This window comes from Methylobacterium segetis (assembly GCF_004348265.1).
GTDB classification, from domain to species: domain Bacteria; phylum Pseudomonadota; class Alphaproteobacteria; order Rhizobiales; family Beijerinckiaceae; genus Methylobacterium; species Methylobacterium segetis.
This window is the reverse complement of sequence record NZ_SMNT01000043.1, coordinates 26,315-42,313: the sequence shown is the minus strand read 5'-3', so window position 1 is coordinate 42,313 and position 15,999 is coordinate 26,315. Positions and strand designations below refer to the sequence as shown.

Annotated in this window: 23 protein-coding genes; 11 read left to right on the top strand and 12 right to left on the bottom strand. The window is 71.3% G+C overall.

Annotated elements, in window-relative coordinates; all coding sequences use genetic code 11:
* The 4 genes from E1J50_RS13020 to E1J50_RS13005 all read left to right on the top strand — a co-directional run.
* Positions 1-1,234 (top strand): family 2B encapsulin nanocompartment shell protein (locus tag E1J50_RS13020; protein WP_132254269.1); only part of this gene is annotated, 1,234 nt, incomplete at its 5' end.
* Positions 1,221-3,272, top strand: coding sequence for a family 2A encapsulin nanocompartment cargo protein cysteine desulfurase (locus E1J50_RS13015; protein ID WP_132254268.1), 2,052 nt, complete (start codon positions 1,221-1,223; stop codon positions 3,270-3,272). The genes E1J50_RS13020 and E1J50_RS13015, both read left to right, overlap by 14 nt.
* 141 nt (positions 3,273-3,413) lie before the next feature.
* Positions 3,414-3,812 (top strand): exopolysaccharide production protein YjbE, encoded by a 399-nt coding sequence (locus E1J50_RS13010; protein WP_132254267.1) that lies wholly within the window; start codon positions 3,414-3,416, stop codon positions 3,810-3,812.
* Positions 3,813-3,969: 157 nt separating this feature from the next.
* Positions 3,970-4,218 (top strand): hypothetical protein, encoded by a 249-nt coding sequence (locus E1J50_RS13005; protein ID WP_132254266.1) that lies wholly within the window; start codon positions 3,970-3,972, stop codon positions 4,216-4,218.
* A 6-nt stretch (positions 4,219-4,224) separates the two neighbouring features.
* On the opposite strand, the gene E1J50_RS13000 is transcribed toward E1J50_RS13005, so the two are convergent.
* On the bottom strand, positions 4,225-4,548 hold the full coding sequence (locus E1J50_RS13000) for a hypothetical protein (RefSeq protein ID WP_132254265.1): 324 nt from the start codon (positions 4,546-4,548) through the stop codon (positions 4,225-4,227).
* A gap of 149 nt (positions 4,549-4,697) precedes the next feature.
* On the opposite strand from E1J50_RS13000, the gene E1J50_RS12995 reads away from it, so the two are divergent.
* From E1J50_RS12995 to E1J50_RS12985, 3 genes are all read left to right on the top strand, one after another.
* Positions 4,698-4,949 (top strand): hypothetical protein, encoded by a 252-nt coding sequence (locus tag E1J50_RS12995; protein WP_132254264.1) that lies wholly within the window; start codon positions 4,698-4,700, stop codon positions 4,947-4,949.
* A gap of 74 nt (positions 4,950-5,023) precedes the next feature.
* Entirely contained in the window at positions 5,024-5,317 is a 294-nt protein-coding gene (locus tag E1J50_RS12990) for a hypothetical protein (protein ID WP_132254263.1), read from the top strand.
* Between the two features lie 101 nt (positions 5,318-5,418).
* The gene (locus E1J50_RS12985) at positions 5,419-5,625 is read left to right on the top strand and encodes a hypothetical protein (RefSeq protein ID WP_132254262.1); all 207 of its coding nucleotides are present in this window, start codon (positions 5,419-5,421) and stop codon (positions 5,623-5,625) included.
* Between the two features lie 82 nt (positions 5,626-5,707).
* Here E1J50_RS12985 and E1J50_RS12980 read toward each other — a convergent pair whose 3' ends face one another.
* Both E1J50_RS12980 and E1J50_RS12975 read right to left on the bottom strand, forming a co-directional pair.
* Positions 5,708-7,012, bottom strand: coding sequence for a leucine-rich repeat-containing protein kinase family protein (locus E1J50_RS12980; RefSeq protein WP_132254261.1), 1,305 nt, complete (start codon positions 7,010-7,012; stop codon positions 5,708-5,710).
* A 406-nt stretch (positions 7,013-7,418) separates the two neighbouring features.
* On the bottom strand, positions 7,419-7,637 hold the full coding sequence (locus E1J50_RS12975; RefSeq protein WP_132254259.1) for a DUF6894 family protein: 219 nt from the start codon (positions 7,635-7,637) through the stop codon (positions 7,419-7,421).
* A 212-nt stretch (positions 7,638-7,849) separates the two neighbouring features.
* Between E1J50_RS12975 and E1J50_RS12970 the strand changes: the two genes are divergently transcribed.
* On the top strand, positions 7,850-8,224 hold the full coding sequence (locus E1J50_RS12970; protein WP_132254257.1) for a hypothetical protein: 375 nt from the start codon (positions 7,850-7,852) through the stop codon (positions 8,222-8,224).
* On the opposite strand, the gene E1J50_RS12965 is transcribed toward E1J50_RS12970, so the two are convergent.
* The 3 genes from E1J50_RS12965 to E1J50_RS12955 all read right to left on the bottom strand — a co-directional run bounded on the left by E1J50_RS12965 (position 8,208) and on the right by E1J50_RS12955 (position 10,055).
* Positions 8,208-9,029 (bottom strand): cobalamin-binding protein, encoded by an 822-nt coding sequence (locus E1J50_RS12965; RefSeq protein ID WP_132254273.1) that lies wholly within the window; start codon positions 9,027-9,029, stop codon positions 8,208-8,210. The two genes, E1J50_RS12970 and E1J50_RS12965, sit on opposite strands and share 17 nt — an antisense overlap.
* A 10-nt stretch (positions 9,030-9,039) precedes the next feature.
* Positions 9,040-9,570, bottom strand: a complete 531-nt coding sequence (locus tag E1J50_RS12960; protein ID WP_245516564.1) for a hypothetical protein — start codon at positions 9,568-9,570, stop codon at positions 9,040-9,042.
* Positions 9,571-9,659: 89 nt separating this feature from the next.
* Positions 9,660-10,055, bottom strand: coding sequence for a DNA-binding transcriptional response regulator (locus E1J50_RS12955; protein WP_132254254.1), 396 nt, complete (start codon positions 10,053-10,055; stop codon positions 9,660-9,662).
* Positions 10,056-10,437: 382 nt separating this feature from the next.
* Between E1J50_RS12955 and E1J50_RS12950 the strand changes: the two genes are divergently transcribed.
* Positions 10,438-11,031 (top strand): GDSL-type esterase/lipase family protein, encoded by a 594-nt coding sequence (locus E1J50_RS12950; RefSeq protein WP_132254252.1) that lies wholly within the window; start codon positions 10,438-10,440, stop codon positions 11,029-11,031.
* 48 nt (positions 11,032-11,079) lie between these two features.
* A complete protein-coding gene (locus E1J50_RS12945; RefSeq protein ID WP_132254249.1) occupies positions 11,080-11,385 on the top strand; it encodes a hypothetical protein in 306 nt (101 codons plus the stop codon).
* A gap of 119 nt (positions 11,386-11,504) precedes the next feature.
* On the opposite strand, the gene E1J50_RS12940 is transcribed toward E1J50_RS12945, so the two are convergent.
* Positions 11,505-11,888: a TonB family protein gene (locus E1J50_RS12940; RefSeq protein ID WP_132254247.1), complete on the bottom strand. Its 384-nt coding sequence runs from the start codon at positions 11,886-11,888 to the stop codon at positions 11,505-11,507.
* Positions 11,889-12,217: 329 nt separating this feature from the next.
* Here E1J50_RS12940 and E1J50_RS12935 point away from each other — a divergent pair, with 329 nt between their 5' ends.
* Positions 12,218-12,619, top strand: coding sequence for a septal ring lytic transglycosylase RlpA family protein (locus tag E1J50_RS12935; RefSeq protein ID WP_132254244.1), 402 nt, complete (start codon positions 12,218-12,220; stop codon positions 12,617-12,619).
* Positions 12,620-12,839: 220 nt separating this feature from the next.
* Here the strand turns inward: E1J50_RS12935 and E1J50_RS12930 are convergent, their stop codons facing one another.
* The 5 genes from E1J50_RS12930 to E1J50_RS12905 all read right to left on the bottom strand — a co-directional run bounded on the left by E1J50_RS12930 (position 12,840) and on the right by E1J50_RS12905 (position 15,938).
* Entirely contained in the window at positions 12,840-13,022 is a 183-nt protein-coding gene (locus tag E1J50_RS12930; protein WP_132254242.1) for a hypothetical protein, read from the bottom strand.
* A gap of 185 nt (positions 13,023-13,207) precedes the next feature.
* Entirely contained in the window at positions 13,208-13,501 is a 294-nt protein-coding gene (locus E1J50_RS12925) for a hypothetical protein (protein WP_132254240.1), read from the bottom strand.
* A gap of 147 nt (positions 13,502-13,648) precedes the next feature.
* Entirely contained in the window at positions 13,649-13,912 is a 264-nt protein-coding gene (locus E1J50_RS12920) for a hypothetical protein (RefSeq protein WP_132254238.1), read from the bottom strand.
* Positions 13,913-14,322: 410 nt separating this feature from the next.
* Positions 14,323-15,225 carry a hypothetical protein gene (locus E1J50_RS28085; RefSeq protein WP_245516563.1) on the bottom strand — a complete coding sequence of 301 codons (903 nt, stop codon included), beginning with the start codon at positions 15,223-15,225 and terminating at the stop codon, positions 14,323-14,325.
* A gap of 188 nt (positions 15,226-15,413) precedes the next feature.
* Positions 15,414-15,938 carry a YgjV family protein gene (locus E1J50_RS12905; protein ID WP_245516562.1) on the bottom strand — a complete coding sequence of 175 codons (525 nt, stop codon included), beginning with the start codon at positions 15,936-15,938 and terminating at the stop codon, positions 15,414-15,416.
* Between the last annotated feature and the right edge of the window lie 61 nt (positions 15,939-15,999).

Below are 15,999 nucleotides of genomic sequence, written 5' to 3'. Positions count from 1 at the left end.
CGCCGTGGTGCTGGCCAAGCCCGGCCGCATCGATCTCGCCACGGACGACAAGGGCCGGGTCATCCGCCCCGGCTCCCTGCGGGCCGTGCCGCTGTTCAGCCGGCTCGGCGATGCCGAACTGGCGACGCTGGCCGGCAAGTTCACCGAGAGCCGCCATCAGGCCGGCGAGGTCATCAGCGAGGAGGGTTCGGCCGAACGCAGCCTGACGATCGTCGCCGACGGCACGGTCGAGCTGAGCCTGTCGGGCCCCTACAAGGGCCGGCTGCGCCAGGGCCTCGCCACCCGGGGCGACTATTTCGGGGACGACACCCTCGTCGGCGAGGCCGGGCCGGCCCCGGCCGTGAAGGCGCTCTCGGCCGTGACGCTCCTCACCCTCGACCGGGCCGCGATCGAGGACGAGGCGATCCGTTCGCGCATCACCCAGCACATCGAGGAGCGTGACCGGCTCAAGGGCCACACCAATTCCTACGGCGAGCAGGGTATAGAGCTCCTGGCGGTGCATGCGGGCGAGCCGCGCCTGCCGACCACCTTCGTCGACTACGAGGTGGATCCGCGCGAGTACCACCTCTCCACGATCCAGACGATCCTCAACACCCATACCCGCGTCACCGATCTCTACTCGAACGAGATCGACCAGCTCCGCGAGCAGATCCGCCTCACGGTCGATGCCGTGAAGGAGCGCGAGGAGTGGGAGCTCCTCAACAACTCGCAATTCGGCCTCCTCCACGAGGTCGGCTCGCGCCAGCGCATCCCGACCCGCGGCGGCCCGCCGACCCCGGACGATCTCGACGAGCTCCTGACGCTCGTCTGGAAGAAGCCCGCCTTCTTCGTGGCGCATCCGCGCGCCATCGCGGCCTTCGGCCGGGAGGCGACCCGCCGCGGCGTGCCGCCGGTGGTGGTGCACCTGTTCGGCGCGCCCTTCATCACCTGGCGCGGCGTGCCGCTGGTGCCGAGCGACAAGCTGCCGATCGACACCGACCCGGTCACGGGGGCGCAGACCACCTCGATCCTGCTGCTGCGCGTCGGCGAGGGCGAGCAGGGCGTCGTCGCCCTCCAGAAGTCGGGCGTCACGGGCGAGATCGAGCCCGGCCTGTCGGTGCGCTACATGGGCACCAACGACCACTCCATCGCCTCGCATCTCGTGACCCGCTACTTCTCGGCCGCCGTGCTGGTCGAGGACGCGATCGCCCGTCTCGATAACGTGCTCCTGGGCAACTACCATGACTACGCCTAAGGCGCCGGCCTTCCTGCCGGCGGCCAGCTTGGGCCTGCCGGCGGCCAGCCTGGGCCTGCCGGCGGGCAACCCCGGCGAGCTGGCGCATGCGGATCTCGTCGGGCGCCTCGCCCGCGAGATCTACGGGCAGGGGCAGGCGGCAAGCCAGCCCTTCGCGCCGGAACTCCCGGCGAGCCCGCAGGTGCCGCAGGGCTTCGAGAGCCTGCCGCAGGGGCCCGGCGGCGCGCCCCTGCCGAGCGCCGGCCTGGGTGTCCCCTCGGCGCCCGCGGGCGGGTTGCCCCAGGGCCTGCAGCCGGACGCCTCGGCGCTCGCCGCCCGCTCCTTCGGCGCGCCGCCCGTCGGCCTGCCGGGGGTGACGGGAGCCTCCGTGCCGAACCCAGCGCCCGCCGGCCCCGTCTCGTTCGACGCGGCGGCGATCCCCTCGGTCCATCCCCTCTCCGACCCGTTCGCCTCGCGCCGGGCCCTGCCCGAGTTCTTCGTGCCGAGCCTGCCCGAGGTGGCCGCAGCGCTGCCGGGCGGGCGCGACCTGCACCGCCGGATCGCGGCCGACCATCCGCGGGCGAACGCCTTCGCCCATGCGCTGGCGCCGGGGCTCGTGCCGGCCGACCCGTCGCGCCACGGCGTCGACGAGGCGCAGGAGAGCTTCCGGCGGACGGGCCGTCTCTCGCGGGCGCCGGAGCCCGCGGCGCCGGCCTCCGACTACTACTTCCTGGCGCCCGCCGCCGCGCGGCCTCCGAAGACCCACGCCCGGCCCCGCGTCGAGCCCTCGCGCCATCCCGGCCCCGCGCCGCGCGTCACCTCGCACGGGTCGAGCCCGGTCGCCGCGCCCTTCGACGTGGAGAGCGTGCGCCGGGATTTCCCGGCCCTCCACCAGAGCGTCAACGGCCACCCGCTCGTCTGGCTCGACAACGCGGCGACGACCCACAAGCCGCAGAGCGTGATCGACGCGACGAGCGAGTTCTACGGCCGGCACAACTCGAACATTCACCGGGCCGCGCACACGCTCGCCGCCCGGTCCACGGACCTGTTCGAGGGCGGCCGCGAGAAGGTGCGCCGCTTCCTCAACGCGCCGACGAAGGACGACATCGTCTTCCTGCGCGGCACCACGGAGGCGATCAACCTCGTCGCGAACTCCTACGGCCGCGCCCATATCGGCCCGGGCGACGAGATCATCGTCTCGACGATCGAGCACCACGCCAACATCGTGCCCTGGCAGCTCCTCACCCAGGCCACCGGCGCGACGCTGCGCGTGATCCCGGTCAACGACCGGGGCGAGATCATCTTCGAGCAATTCGCCGCCCTCCTGTCCGGCCGCACGAAGATCGTCTCGGTGACGCATGTCGCCAACGCGCTCGGCACCATCAACCCGGTCGCGGAGATCATCCAGCTCTCGCACGCCTACGGCGTTCCGGTGCTGGTCGATGCGGCGCAATCCTCGCCGCACATCCCCCTCGACGTGCAGGCGCTCGACGCGGACTTCCTCGTCTTCTCCGGGCACAAGGTGTTCGGGCCGACCGGGATCGGCGCGCTCTACGGCAAGACGCACCTCCTCGAGGCGATGCCGCCCTGGCAGGGCGGCGGCCACATGATCGAGGACGTCACCTTCTCGAAGACCGTCTACAAGGGCGCGCCCGAGAAGTTCGAGGCGGGCACGCCCGACATCGCCGGCGCCGTGGGCCTCGGCGCCGCCCTCGACTATCTCGAGGGCGTCGGCCTGCCGGGCATCGCGGCCTACGAGCACGATCTCCTCGAATACGCGCAGGCCGGCCTCGCCGAGGTGAAGGGCCTGCGGCTGATCGGCACGGCGCGGGAGAAGGCCAGCGTGATGTCCTTCGTCATCGAGGGGCACGAGAACGAGGCGGTGGCCCACCACCTCGACGCGCACGGGATCGCGGTGCGCTCCGGCCATCACTGCGCCCTGCCGGCCCTGCGCCGCTTCGGCGTCGACCAGTCGGTGCGCGCCTCGCTCGCCTTCTACAACACGCGGGAGGACGTCGACGTCTTCCTGAAGGCCCTGCACACGCTGCCGCGCCACTGAGCCGGGGCCGCGCGGCCGGCATCGCGATCATCGGCCGCCCGATCCGACCGCGGACGTTCCCGAAACTCGGGGACGTCCGCGCGGAACCTCCGGTAAGCCGAACGATTTCCTTCCCCGCAGCAACTAGAGGAGGAAATCGCCATGAAAGTCACAACTCTAATCAGCAGCGCCGCCATTCTCGCCCTCACGGCGGGGTCGGTTCTCGCCGCGCCGTGCAACACCGGCTCGACCAAGGACAAGAATCCCGAGCAGCAGGCGACGAACACGAAGAGCTCGGACGTCGACAATTCCAGCAAGAACCTCGCGGGTGGTCAGCAGCCCGCCTCGCCCGGCACCGTCGGCGCGATGAACAACGTCGGCGCGAACCAAGCGACCGGTCCGAACCAGGGGACGGGCAATCAGGCCAGCAAGGGCGACCGGACCGACCCGGCCGCCAAGAACCTCGCCGGCGGCGAGCAGCCCGCCTCGCCCGGCACCGTCGGTGCCATGAACAATGCGGGCGCGGATCAGAAGGTCGGCAAGAAGGACGACGATTGCTGAGCGATCGGACGATCCATCCGGTGAAGCCCGCCCGGCTCGCGCCGCGGCGGGCTTCATCGCATCCAGGGGCCGCTACGGCCACGCTAACCCATTCTCGTCGCGATCCCTTGGTCTACGGCCTCCGCCCGGCAGGACCGGGCTGTCTGGAGTAGAGTCCTTGCTGGTACGCACCGTTTCCGCCCTCCTTCTGACCACCGCCGCCGCGGTGGCGGCCCCAGGCGGCGCCACGTCCGCCGACCGCAGCGAGCTGAAGAGGTCCTGCACGGGCGATTACTTCACCTATTGCGGCGACCTGGAGCCGGACAGCCCGGAGGTTCAGGCCTGCTTCCGGCAGAACAAGGCCAAGCTGTCGCCGAACTGCCAGTCCGCCATCTCGGCCTACACCAAAGGTCAGAAGCGGGGCTGACCGCCCTCAGGCCGGCTCGCCGGGTTCGGGGTCCCGGCCGCGGCCGACGATCTCCAGCGCACGCAGGATCGCGAGACCGATCGCGTCGGCGTCGGCGCGGCCCTCGGGCGTCGCGGGCGTGATCGCGACCGCCTCGACCTCCTCGCTGTCGAGCGCCCCGACGAAGACGGTCAGAACGGGTCCCTGCGTCTCGGATTCGTCCGCCACCAAGCCGACCCGGTAGCCCGCCTCCTCACCGTAGAGGCAGATCGCCTCCGCGGCACGACGCGTGTCCGGATCCGGCTCGGGGCGCCGGGCTCTGCCGAAATCGGGGCGGATGACGTTGCTCATCCCCGCCAGCATAGCGCGGCGCGCACGGACATCACGGGGAAAAAGCGTCGCGCGGGTGGGGTTCTCCACCCTCTGCCCAACGGCCTTAACCGATCCACAAGAGCTTTCCGGCCAGAGACGCGCCGGGGGCGCAAGGACATCGATCCGCGATGGAACAGGCATTCCGCACCGCGTGCATCCTCTGCCGCCGCTCGATGCGGCTGGGGCCATCCTTCGGGGAGGGACGGCACATCGCCGCCTGGAACGTCGCCGTCTGCCACCCCTGCCGCGCCGAGAATCCGGACGGCCCGGACCTCGAGCGATATCCGCGGCTCGCGGCCTATCTTCGCTCGAAGGGCCTCGTGGGGACCGGAGCACAGGCGGGCTTCGTACCCTGGCCTCCGGACCGGGAGGCCGCCTGAGGCTCGGGCCGGTCCCCGCGTCACGCCCGGCCTTCGCGGGAGACAGCGACCGGCCGCCGACAGGGAGCGCCGACATGCCCGAGGCCGCACACGACCAAGCCGCGTACTGGATCAACGCCTTTCGGCGCTCGGACGGCGTCACGGTCTTCCGGGAGGCGCAGGCGCGCCTCGGCCGGCGCCTGGCGGAGACGCCGATGCTCTATCAGGGCACCTGCCGGCTGATCTACCGCGTCCGCGTCCGGCCGAAGGGGCCGAGCGCCGCGTCCTGCGGCCGCCGTGGCGAGAGCGGCTTCGTCGCCCTGTCGGGTCCCTGTCCCCGCTGCGGGGCACCGGCGCCCATCGTCTGCGGCGCGGCCTTCCGCACCTGAGCCGCGCGCTGCCGGAAGCGGGTCAGGGTCGGCGAAACTGTGGGTTCTGCCCGGCGCCGCGCCGGCTACCATCCTCGGCAGAAAAACGAGGAGTGGCAGGGATGGAAACGAAGCAGCGCGAGCTCGAAGCTCGCATCGTCGCGATCGAGTACAGCCTGCAGGTCATCGTCAACTGCCTGTCCGACCGTGACTCCCTCGACCGCGGCAAGCTTCTGAGGCTGCTCCGCTCGGCGGCCGAGGAGCCGTCGGCCGGTGCCTCCAACCCGAGCGTGCCCGCAGCCCTCGTCGGGCTCGCCGACCGGCTCTGAGGCGGCGCGGGCCTGTGCGCTCGCGGGGACCGGGCCGCCCGCGATGGTCGCCCCCTCCCGCCCCGAGGGCCGACGCGCGGCCTCAGGCCGGAAGCGCGTGCAGGATCTCGGTCATGTCCGGACGGGCCGCGACATCGGCCTGAAGGCAGGCGGCCTCCAGCGTCCGCAGGACGCTCGTCGCGGACGCGTCGGACGGGCACAGGTCGAGCAACTCGCCGAGGAGGAGGCCCCAGGCCAGGACCTCCGTCCGCAGCAGGGCCGCGGCGAGGTCACCGGGCGGAAGAACCGAGGCCGCCCCGAAATCGCTCAGCACAGCCGCCCCGGCGCTGCCGTCCCACAGGATGTTGTGCCCGTACAGATCGCCGTGGAGGAACCCGCGCCCATGGAGATGGGCGGCGGCCCGCGCCGTCTCGCGCGCGATCCGGGTTGCGCTCGCCCATCCGACCTGAAGCTCGGGAGCGTAGACGTCCCGGCTGCAGCTCGCGAGGCTCGGCGGCCCGGCGAGCGGGCGCCAATGCGGCGGCAGGAGAGGCATCACGAGCCCCTGCGCGCCGTCCGGGTGGCCGGTGAGGCGCCCGAGAGCCCCGGTCAGGTTCGGGTGCGCGCCCGCGGCGAGGCAGGCGGCCATCTCCCGCTCGGGCAGCCCGTCGCTCGTCATGGCGCCCTTGAACAGCTTGAGGGCGACGGGCCCTCCGGCTCCCCCTTCCGCATGCCAGAGCGCGCGGTGCACCCGGCCGGAGGCGCCCTCGCCCAGCAGGTCGCCGGGAACGATTTCTGACCAGGGGATCTCCGCGGCGCGCGCCTGTCCCGCGGCGGGCTCGCAGGGGTTTCCGGCCCAGGAGATCCAGGCGAGGCGCGGCAGGCCGCCGAGCCAGGCGGGAAGGGTTTCGATCCCGTTGGCGGAGATCCGCAGCAATTCCAGCCGCTCCGCCCCCGCGAGGGTGGGCGGCAGGGAGCGCAGGCGGTTTCCGGCGAGCATCAGCTTCTGCAGAAGCGGCCGCCGGCCGAGCGCATCCGGCAGGTGCGCGATCGCGTTGTCGGTCAGCGTCAGCCAGCGGAGGGTCGCGGGCAGGGCCTCGCCCGGAATCTCGCGCAGGCCGGCGGCGCGGAAGCCGATCTGGCTCAGCATCGGGCAGCCGCCGAGGGCGGGGGGCAGGCGCTCGAAGCGGTTGCCGGAGCAGAACAGGACCCGCAGGCGGCCGAGGCGCGCGATCTCCGCGGGCAGGTCCGCGAGCGCATTGCCGCTCAGGTCGAGGACCTCCAGCGTGTCCGCGAGGCCGAGGATCTCGGCCGGGAATTCGGTCAGCCCCTCTGAAATTCGGAGTTCCCGCACGCCGGCGAGATCGCCGCGGCGGAGCGCGCGCAGGGTCGGGGAGATCGGGGGCATCCGGGATGACGCGAGCCGTGTCGGTGTGAAGGGGAAGCCGGGCAGCGCGGCCGTCAACGGTCAGGAGGCGTGGGAACGCTCAAGAGTGGCGCTCCGACGGAACGGCCGGATGATGGCAGCCTAGCGGGTCGGGCCGTTTATAGCCAAGGCTTCAAAAGTAACATTTGGTATTTCCTCATCCCCCGACCCGATACAGTCTGCGTCCACCGATTCGCGCTGCGATGACGGATGAGGGCGTTCGTACGGGAGTCGCGTCATGTTGTCCGGCGGTGGCGTTTCGACGGAGATGCTCCTTCAGGTTGATGCGTTGGGTATCTCCGCACCCGCCCCGTCCGGATCGACCGCCGCCCTGGTTCGCGCTCATGTGCGGGCGATCCTGCTGAAGATCCCCCGGCTCCCCGTCGCCTCAGTCGAGGCTGAGCACGTGTAGGAGGCTTCCCGCCTCGTCCCGGATCTCCATGCGCCAGGCGCCGGCATCGTCCGGAAGTTCCCCCACCAACCGCAGTTCCTCCACGGCGGCCCGGGCCTCCGTGATCGCCTGATCCAGATCGTCGGCCACGACACCGGTCGGATCCTCGATCACGGCCTGTGCCTGCACCAATCGGAAGAAGTATCGCTGGGGCATCGGCCGCCGTCGGAATCGATGGTTCGGGACAGGCAGCAGCCGGGGAGAACGAGCGGCCTTGGAGCCCATCAGTCGCCAGGGGCGGCGACGTTGTAAAGCCTCTTTCTGGAGGATCCGGCATCCCAGCGCCGGCGCAAAGGGCTTACGGCGCCCCGGGAGCGACCGCGCGGCCTTGGCGTTGTCCGAGGACGACCCCGGACATGGAGCGGCCAGTGGCGGACAGACTCGCGGATGCGATGAGGCAGGCGGCGGCCGAGGGCCGGGCTCGCGCGCGGGCCTTCTCGGGCGGCAGCGGCCGGGACGACCTGCCTTTCGCCGTGATCGCGGCCTTCGACGCCCGGATCCGCGGGCAGGTCGAGCGCGATCCCCGCATCGAGGACGAGCGGGACCGGGTCCTGATCGCCGCCGTCAAGCTCGCGGAGACGCCGCCCGACGACGAGCCGGACGCTTTCGCGAGCGCCCGCGCGGGGTTGCTCGCCGTGATCGACGATCTGGAGCAGGTGACCCTGCGCCACGGCATCGTCAGCGCACGGGGCGCACGGGCGGGCGGCGGCACGCCGGGCGAGCGCCTCACGCCGTCCGGATGACCGGCGGCTGGACGCGACCGGCGGCTGCCGGCCGCAGCGCGGCCCGGATCGCGTCGAGCCCGTCGCCGAGGGCGGCGGGGCCCGGCTGCAGGATCAGGGCCGACTTGATCTCCACGATCTGCCCCGCTTCCACGGCGGGGATCGCGCCCCAGCCCGGGCGGGCGGCGATGCGCGCCGGCACCACCTTCCGGCCGCACCAGGAGGCGAGGATCACCTCGGGCGCCGCCGCGATCACCGCTTCGGGCGTCACGACCCGGTCCCGGGCCGCCGGCTCGCGGGCGCGGTCGGCGAAGACATCCCTGCCGCCCGCGATCCCGATCAACTCCGAGACCCAGCCGATCCCCGAGATCAGCGGCTCGTCCCACTCCTCGAAATACACCCGTGGCCGGCGGTCGTTCTCCGCCCCCGCGGCGATCTCGGCCAGTCGGGCCGCGTAGGCGGTGGCCAGCGCCTCGGCGCGATCCGGGCAGCCGACGAGCGCCCCGAGGGTTCGGATCATCGCGAGGATGCCGGCAACGTCGCGCTGGTTGAAGAGGTGGACGGCGATGCCCGCACGGGCGAGGTCGGCCGCGATCCCGGCCTGCAGGTCGGAGAAGGCGAGGACGAGATCGGGGCGGAGCGCCAGGATCTTGGGAAGGTCCGCGCTGGTGAAGGCCGAGACGCGGGGCTTTTCCCGGCGCACCCGGACTGGGCGCACGGCGTAGCCCGAGACGCCGACGATGCGGTCCTCCTCGCCGAGCAGGTACAGGGTCTCGACCGTCTCCTCCGTCAGGCAGACGATCCGTTCGGGCGGGAAGCGGCGCATGGCGGCCGGCTCAGGCGGCGAGGCGAGGGCGGGCGAGGCGAGGGCGGGCGAGGGCAGCGACAGAGGCACGAAGGAGCATCGCGCCTGCGAGCGTGCCGAGATTGATCAGGAAGAGCCGCGCGACGACGGCGGGCGCATAGGCCCCCACGCTCCCGGGCAGGACGAGGGCCGCGACGCAGAGGCCGGCCTCGTAGGCGGCGAAGGCGGCGAGGAGACCGGTCGCAGCGCGCGCGGCGGGAATCGGGGCGAATCGTCCCGCACCCCGGGCGGCCGGCACGGCGAGGAGCGCCGAGGCCCCGAGCGCGAAACCCCAACCGATCGTCGCCCCGTCGGCCGGGTAGCCGAGGAGCCCGAAGCCGATCACTTGGTTGAGCAGCCACGCCGCACCGACGCAGAGGAGCGCCGCGCGGCCGGGACGGGTGAGGGCGGCGAGCGTCGCGAGGGCGGCAAAGGGCGTGGCGCAGGCGAAGTGGCCGCTGAGGACGATCGCTGCGGCACAGAAGGCCGCGACGAAGAGGGCGCTGGGCGTCGTGTCGATCATGCTCGCCTCGTCGGGCCGGACGGCCGGGGGATCACCCTACAGCGGATCGGTCGCTTTCGCAGCCGGGCCCGTGCGATGCGCTTAAGGCCTCACACGACCGGGGCCGGCCGGTCCACGGCCCGGTGCGCCTCGACGAGGAGGTCGAGGGGCAGCCACGGGCGTCTCAGGCAGGTCGCAGCGCCCGGGAGATCGGCGGCCCCGGCCTCGGGCTCTCCGGCGGTGACGACGAGGCGGATCCGCGGCCAGAGCTTTCCCACCGCCCTGGCAAGGCGGATGCCGTCGCGCTCGCAGTCCAGGGACGCGCGCGTGACCATCAGGGCGACGTCGTGCCCACATCTCTGCAGCACCTCGATCGCGGCCTCGCCGCTCGCGCAGGTCAGGACGTCGAGCGCCGTCTCCTCGAGCAGGGCCACCGCCCGCTCGCGCTCGGCCGGGACGGTCTCGACCACGAGGGCCAGGGGCGGCGAGTGCGTGATCGTGCGCATCAGGTCCTTCCCTTCGGGGGCTGAAACCGGAGGCGGCGATCGATAACGGTGGCAAGCTTCGCCAACGACTCGGGCGTCGTCTCGCGAAGCTGCGGCTCGTAGAGTTCCGCAAGCCCCCGCGCGATCCCGTGCAGGCGCGGATCCGCGGTCACTCCGGTGCAGAACGGGCGGCGTCCGTTACAGTCGCGCATGGCACCTCCTTCCGGCGAGGCGCCTCGTCCGCCGACCGGGGTCGTGGATTAACTTGTGACAGGTTCGAGGAATTAATGACGCGGACAGCAGAAGGTTTCAGCGCGGCCGTTTCAGCCCTCGGCGACCCGGCACAATGCCGAGCCGGAGATCGCCCGACGCCGATGAGGCAGCGGCTATGATTTCCGGGGCGATGTCGCGGCCGATCGTCTTCGTCGGCGATTCCATCACCGAGGGTTGGGGCGAGGCGCAGCCCGGCCTCTTCGCGCGGCACGGTTTCGTCAATCGCGGGATCGGCGGCGAGACCTCCGGCCGGATCCGTGCGCGCTTCCGCGACGAGATCCTCGCGGCGGGCGCCCGCGGCGTGCACCTGATGTGCGGGATCAACGACATCGCCGAGGTCGAGGGGCCGGTGCCGCTTCCGCGGATCCAGGAGAACATCGCCGCCATGGTGGCCGAGGGGCGGAGGCTCGGCCTGCCCGTCTGGCTCGGCTCGATCACGCCGGCGACCGCCATCGCCTGGAACCCGGAGGTTTCCCCCAGGCCGTCCATCGCCGCCCTGAACCGCTGGCTTCGCGAGCAGTCGGCCGGCGCCGGGGCGCGCTTCATCAATTACCACGCGGTTCTCGCCACGGAGGAAGGCGCGTTGCGGCCCGGCTTCGGCAGCGACGGCGTTCACCTGACCCCGGAGGGCTACCGGGCCATGGAAGCGATCCTGCTGGCTGCCCTCGGCGCGCGCGGCGCCGCATCCGGAGCCTCTTGCCCGCCGGCGGGGCGGGATCGATAAATCGGGCCTGCCGGCCGATCACGGCGGGGCAGGGAGGCAATCCGCAACATGGACGGGTTTCGGCTTCGCACCGCATACCTGGCGCTCGCGGGAACCCTCGCGCTGGGTCCCGCCCGGGCGGGGGAACGCCCCTACACCCCGGCCCTCGCCTGCGAAGACGTGCGCCTCCTCGTCACGCGGGCCGGATCCGTGACGCTGGCGACGAGCCCCAACGCCTACGAGCAGGTCTCGCGGACGGGCGGCGCCTGCACCGGCGACACCACGGCCGCGCCCGCCTTCGTGCCGGCGCGGGACGATCCGGCGTGCTTCGCCGGCTACCGCTGCCGCCAGCGCAACAGCGACACGAGCTACTAGGACGCCGCCCAGCCTTCATCGATCATGAAAGCTGCGCGAGCGTCCTGCCGCGGCGCAGGGCCTCGGGTCGAGCCGGCACGTTCCGTCCGCAGGAGCGGCCCGCGGCGCGTCGGCCCCGCTCAGCGGCGGCGGGCGAGATCGAGCGGGAAGCTCAACTCCGTCGTCCCATCCTCCGTGAGAAGTTCCCGCGGGGGCGGGGCGAAGGGTCCCGCGGCGCGCGCGGCGGCCAGGGCACGGTCGTCGAGGGCGGCAGAACCCGAACCCGCCTCCACCGACGCATCCTTCAGGCTGCCGTCGGCGGCGATGCGAACCCGGATCGTGACGGTGCCGCCCGGTGAGCGCGGCGCGGCCGAGCGGTCGGCCGCGCCGATCTTCGTCACGACGGCCGACAGCCAGGTGCGCACCGAGGCGCCCACCGCGCGCTCCGCGTGGGCGGCATCCGGCAGCGACAGACAGAGCAGGAGATACAGGCTGAGCCGGAACAACGGCGGACGCAGGACCATCGGGATCTCGAGCGCGGGAGGGGCCGGCAATCGCTGCCGATCGGGTCCTCCTGCCACGAAATGGCAGCCGCCCGAGGGCCAAAGAGTGACCTTTTGCCGACGGCGCGCACATTCGTGCGTCCTGCGATATCATTCGGAGCGTTCGCGCTATTCGATGATCAATTTCGGTCTACTTGCAATTATCATCGAGATCTTACGTCGATATTCTCATGAAAAACTGCCACAAATACGGCAATCTCGCCCGAACATGGTCATATTGCACCGCAACATAGTCTCGCCGCATTCCCAGACATCTTGCGCCTCGTCGAAAACAACAGTGGGAATGTACGATGGTCTCGACCATCCGCCGCGCACTCGTCGCCCTGACCGTCATCGTCCTGGGCGGGTTTGCCACTCCGGAGGCCCAGGCCCGGGGCGCACGGACGCACGGTGTTCACGCAGGCCACCATCAGGGCCAGTCCGGTGTCGCATCCTGGTACGGGCCCGGCTTCCAGGGTCGGCGCACGGCCAATGGCGAGCGCTTCAACACGCATGCTCTGACCGCGGCGCACCGGACGCTGCCCTTCGGCACCAAAGTTCGCGTGACGAACCGGCTGAACGGCCGCTCCGTCGTGGTCCGCATCAACGATCGTGGCCCGTTCGTCGGCGGCCGGGTGATCGATCTGTCGAACGCCTCGGCCCGCGCCATCGGCGTCGCGGGAACAGCCCGCGTCAGCCTCGCCCGTCTCTGACTCCGGTTCCGCTTCCAGGCACCAGGAACACGGCGGCATCCCCGCCACACCTCTCCCGATCTCTTGGTCGATCTCTTGGTCGATCTTTCGGCGATGTCAGGGTGAGCCGGCGGGCGCCCATCACGCGGATGGGACGGGCGCCGTGAGCAGCGCGCGGCTTCCGCAACGCGCTGCCCTGGATCGGCGACGTCGGTGTCGCTCCGATCGGAGTGTCAGCCGTTCACTGTCCCGCCGGCTTGTTGGCGGGAGCCGGCGTCGGCGAGGCCGGCGGGGGCGGAGCCGGGTTCGTCGGAGCCGTGGTGGTCGAGGCCGGCGGGTTGGGGGGCGCCTCCGCCTTCTTCTCGTCCTTGCAGGCGGTGAGTGCGAGCAGAGCGGCCAGCGGCAGCAGGATCTTCATACGCATGAGCGTTCCTCCATCCGTCGAGTGAGCCTCGATCAGGGACGAAGGAACGCCGGTCCGCCGGCAAGAGTTCAGCGCGGCCGGTGATAAGGACACGGTCCGGTTGCATGCCGGTCGCCGAAGCGGGCGATCTGCGCTCCTCTCTCGGGCCGCATCCGCCCCACCGCCCATTCCGTTCCAGGGCCGTGTCAGGAGGACAGGGACGCCGGAAATCCGTTGCGCCCGACCGCGAGGGGCTCCGGCGCCCGGACCAGCGGTGCGTGACGGAAATCGCCCAGCCCCCGAGCCTTCAGCCAGAGGTGATAGGCGCGCTCACGCGCGTTGAAGGCCTGCCGCAAGCGGGAACCCGCCTCGCCGCGGGCCTCCGGCGCGTATCGCAGGTCGGCCGCCGCCGCCCCGTAGCGCCCGGCCATCTCCGCGCGCCAAGCCTCGTCGGCGAGGCGAAACAGAAACTCCGTGTTCTGCCGATTGGTCGCCGCCAAGGTCGTCTCCCCAGTCTCCGCGAAACACACCGCGCCCGCCTCCGGATGCGGGAATCTCCCTCCCGATCTGGAGCGGCGTCGCGCGTTGTCATCCCGCGGCTCGTCCGGAACGCGCCGAGCACGGTCGCGCGGGGGCTTGCCGGCGCCTCAAGCGCCTCCCGCCCGGCGGATCGCGGAGACCAAGCCGTCGACGAACGTTTCCGCCTCGTCGTTCAGGGAGATCCGCGTGTCGTCGGCGCTGATCAATCCGCGCCGCTCGAGTTCGGCCACGCCGTCCGGGTCGGCCTCGTGGCCGTGGCCATCCTTGCGCACCACCGAGGCGACGCGCTCGCCGCTCAGCAGACGGTGATAGGCGGCGAAGGTGAAGATCGAGAGGGCCTTGTCGGAGAGGCCCTGCGTGTTCGTTGCCATCAGCGTCCACCTCGTTGAAGGGTCGTGACGGAACGCGGGCAAACCCGGTTCGGGTCCGCCGGAGGCAGCATTCGCAGCCCCGACCGGGGCAAGGCCTGGGCTCTGTCGCATCCAAACCTTCGGCCGCCGGGAGGTCCGCGCCTCCCGATCGGTCTCGAGGCCCACGGCGATGGTGCGGCCGTTCCACCACGGCGCCGGCCTCCCGGGTTTGGCGCGGAATCCGGCTTCGAGCACCCGATACGAAAAGCCCCGCGGTCCGGAAGACCGCAGGGCGAAGTTGTCGGAACGAGACGCAGGGACCTGGTCTCGCCCGAGGATGATGCGCTCGCCCGCGCTCCGCCGGCAAGAGGCGCGACCGCCCCCGAAAGGGGGCTCAGGCGCGGCGCAGACGGACTAGGCGCCCTCCGGTCTCAGCCGAAGACGCCGTCGTCGACCACCGCGCGGCCCTCGGCAGATCCGAAGGCGAGGTAGTGCTCGAGCGGGTTGATGCCCGCCGCGGCCACGTCCGGATTGGCCGCGAGGTAGGCCTTCGTGTCGAAATCGTCCGACGGATCGCGGCCCTCCCGCCAGCCGAAGGTGCGATAATGGTCGAGCGGATTGATCCCCGCGGCCCGCACGTCGGCGTAGGCGTCGAGGTAGCCGTCCGTGTCGAAGAAGGCGTTGGGATCGCGTCCCTCCCGCCAGCCGTAGACGGCGTAATGATCCTCCGGATCGAGTCCGGCCGCCGCCACGTCCGGATTCTGGCTCAGGTAATGCAGGTCGTCGACGAGCGCGTTGCCGTCGTTCTGCTTCACCACGAGATTGCCGAAGACGAAGGTCTCGACCGAGACGGTCTGGACGGAGACGGTGCCGACCCCGCCGCCGTCATCGTCGTCATCATCGTCGTCGTCATCGAGGGCCGCGGCCTGCGCCGGGACGGCAACGTCGTCATCATCATCGTCGTCGTCGTCGTCGTCGTCATCGTCGCCCGTCGAGATCGTGGCGGCGACGCCCCGGGACGCGATGGTGAAGGCCGTGATCGGTGCCCCGAGGTTGAGGATGTCGACGCCCGGCCCGCCATCGAACACGAAATTGCCCTCGACCAAGTCGAGCGTGTCGTTGCCGGCGCCGCCGGCGAAGGTGCCGTTCGTGAAGGTTGCGTTCAGGGCTTCGTTGCCGTTGCCGCCGATGACCACGACCTGATTGAAACTGTCGTCGTCTCCCGTGATGTTGAACAGGTCGTCCCCACCATTGGCGTAGATGATGATCGGATCATCGTCCTCTCCGATCTCAAAGAAATCGGTCGCACTACTCCCTTGCACTACTCTCGCCACGACGTTCCTCCTGCGAGCCGGCCACGTGGCCGTCATCGTTGCGAGAGTAGGGGGACCGGACCGCCCTGTTAAGCGCCTATTCGGCCCGCTCTATATTGCCGAATCATCCCTGATGATGTGCCACTATTTCCCGAACGATGGCGGCCTGTGCGGGCGGCATCGAGGCGAAGCGGGCGGGGCGCGCGGGATCAGGCGGCGACCGGACAGGAGGCCGCGACCTCCCGGCCGCCCGTGTCGGCGGCTTTTGCCCGGAGGGGACCGGCGCCGGTCCGCCCGGCACGGCGCCGCAGCGCGACGACCAGGCCGGAGATCGTGAGGAGATCGCAGGTCAGGCCGAAGACCGATCCGACCAGGAGATTGTGCGCGGCCCAGCACAGGGACGCTGCGACGAAGAGGCGGCGCATCGTCTGCGCATCGGCCTGCAGGCGTGCCGCACTCGCCAGCAATGCGCCGACGCCCGCACAGGCCGAAGCCCAGCCGCTCCAGGTCGCCAGCGTCAGCGAGGCTGCGACGAGGCTGCTCGCCCCGAAGACCGGGACGACCCAGGCTCGCCGGCTCCCCGGACCGATGAACCGGGCCGAGACGAGGCTCTGCACCACCGAGATGGAGCACATCGCCATGCCGGTGACCGCTCCGATATGCCAGTAATGGAGACCGAAGGTGGCAGCACAGGCCGCGGAGACGCACAGGATCAGGCTCCGCCTTGGCATCATCCCCGCAGCAAACCCGAGGGCAAGCCCCAGAGCTCCGAAGATATCGAGGTGAGATCCAACG

Coding starts and splice junctions, on each gene's coding strand:
- E1J50_RS13015 (WP_132254268.1), top strand. CDS start 1,221: ATGACTACGCCTAAGGCGCCGGCCTTCCTGCCGGCGGCCAGCTTGGGC.
- E1J50_RS13010 (WP_132254267.1), top strand. CDS start 3,414: ATGAAAGTCACAACTCTAATCAGCAGCGCCGCCATTCTCGCCCTCACG.
- E1J50_RS13000 (WP_132254265.1), bottom strand. CDS start 4,548: ATGAGCAACGTCATCCGCCCCGATTTCGGCAGAGCCCGGCGCCCCGAG.
- E1J50_RS12995 (WP_132254264.1), top strand. CDS start 4,698: ATGGAACAGGCATTCCGCACCGCGTGCATCCTCTGCCGCCGCTCGATG.
- E1J50_RS12990 (WP_132254263.1), top strand. CDS start 5,024: ATGCCCGAGGCCGCACACGACCAAGCCGCGTACTGGATCAACGCCTTT.
- E1J50_RS12985 (WP_132254262.1), top strand. CDS start 5,419: ATGGAAACGAAGCAGCGCGAGCTCGAAGCTCGCATCGTCGCGATCGAG.
- E1J50_RS12980 (WP_132254261.1), bottom strand. CDS start 7,012: ATGCCCCCGATCTCCCCGACCCTGCGCGCGCTCCGCCGCGGCGATCTC.
- E1J50_RS12975 (WP_132254259.1), bottom strand. CDS start 7,637: ATGCCCCAGCGATACTTCTTCCGATTGGTGCAGGCACAGGCCGTGATC.
- E1J50_RS12965 (WP_132254273.1), bottom strand. CDS start 9,029: ATGCGCCGCTTCCCGCCCGAACGGATCGTCTGCCTGACGGAGGAGACG.
- E1J50_RS12960 (WP_245516564.1), bottom strand. CDS start 9,570: ATGATCGACACGACGCCCAGCGCCCTCTTCGTCGCGGCCTTCTGTGCC.
- E1J50_RS12955 (WP_132254254.1), bottom strand. CDS start 10,055: ATGCGCACGATCACGCACTCGCCGCCCCTGGCCCTCGTGGTCGAGACC.
- E1J50_RS12950 (WP_132254252.1), top strand. CDS start 10,438: ATGTCGCGGCCGATCGTCTTCGTCGGCGATTCCATCACCGAGGGTTGG.
- E1J50_RS12945 (WP_132254249.1), top strand. CDS start 11,080: ATGGACGGGTTTCGGCTTCGCACCGCATACCTGGCGCTCGCGGGAACC.
- E1J50_RS12940 (WP_132254247.1), bottom strand. CDS start 11,888: ATGGTCCTGCGTCCGCCGTTGTTCCGGCTCAGCCTGTATCTCCTGCTC.
- E1J50_RS12935 (WP_132254244.1), top strand. CDS start 12,218: ATGGTCTCGACCATCCGCCGCGCACTCGTCGCCCTGACCGTCATCGTC.
- E1J50_RS12930 (WP_132254242.1), bottom strand. CDS start 13,022: ATGCGTATGAAGATCCTGCTGCCGCTGGCCGCTCTGCTCGCACTCACC.
- E1J50_RS12920 (WP_132254238.1), bottom strand. CDS start 13,912: ATGGCAACGAACACGCAGGGCCTCTCCGACAAGGCCCTCTCGATCTTC.
- E1J50_RS12905 (WP_245516562.1), bottom strand. CDS start 15,938: ATGATGCCAAGGCGGAGCCTGATCCTGTGCGTCTCCGCGGCCTGTGCT.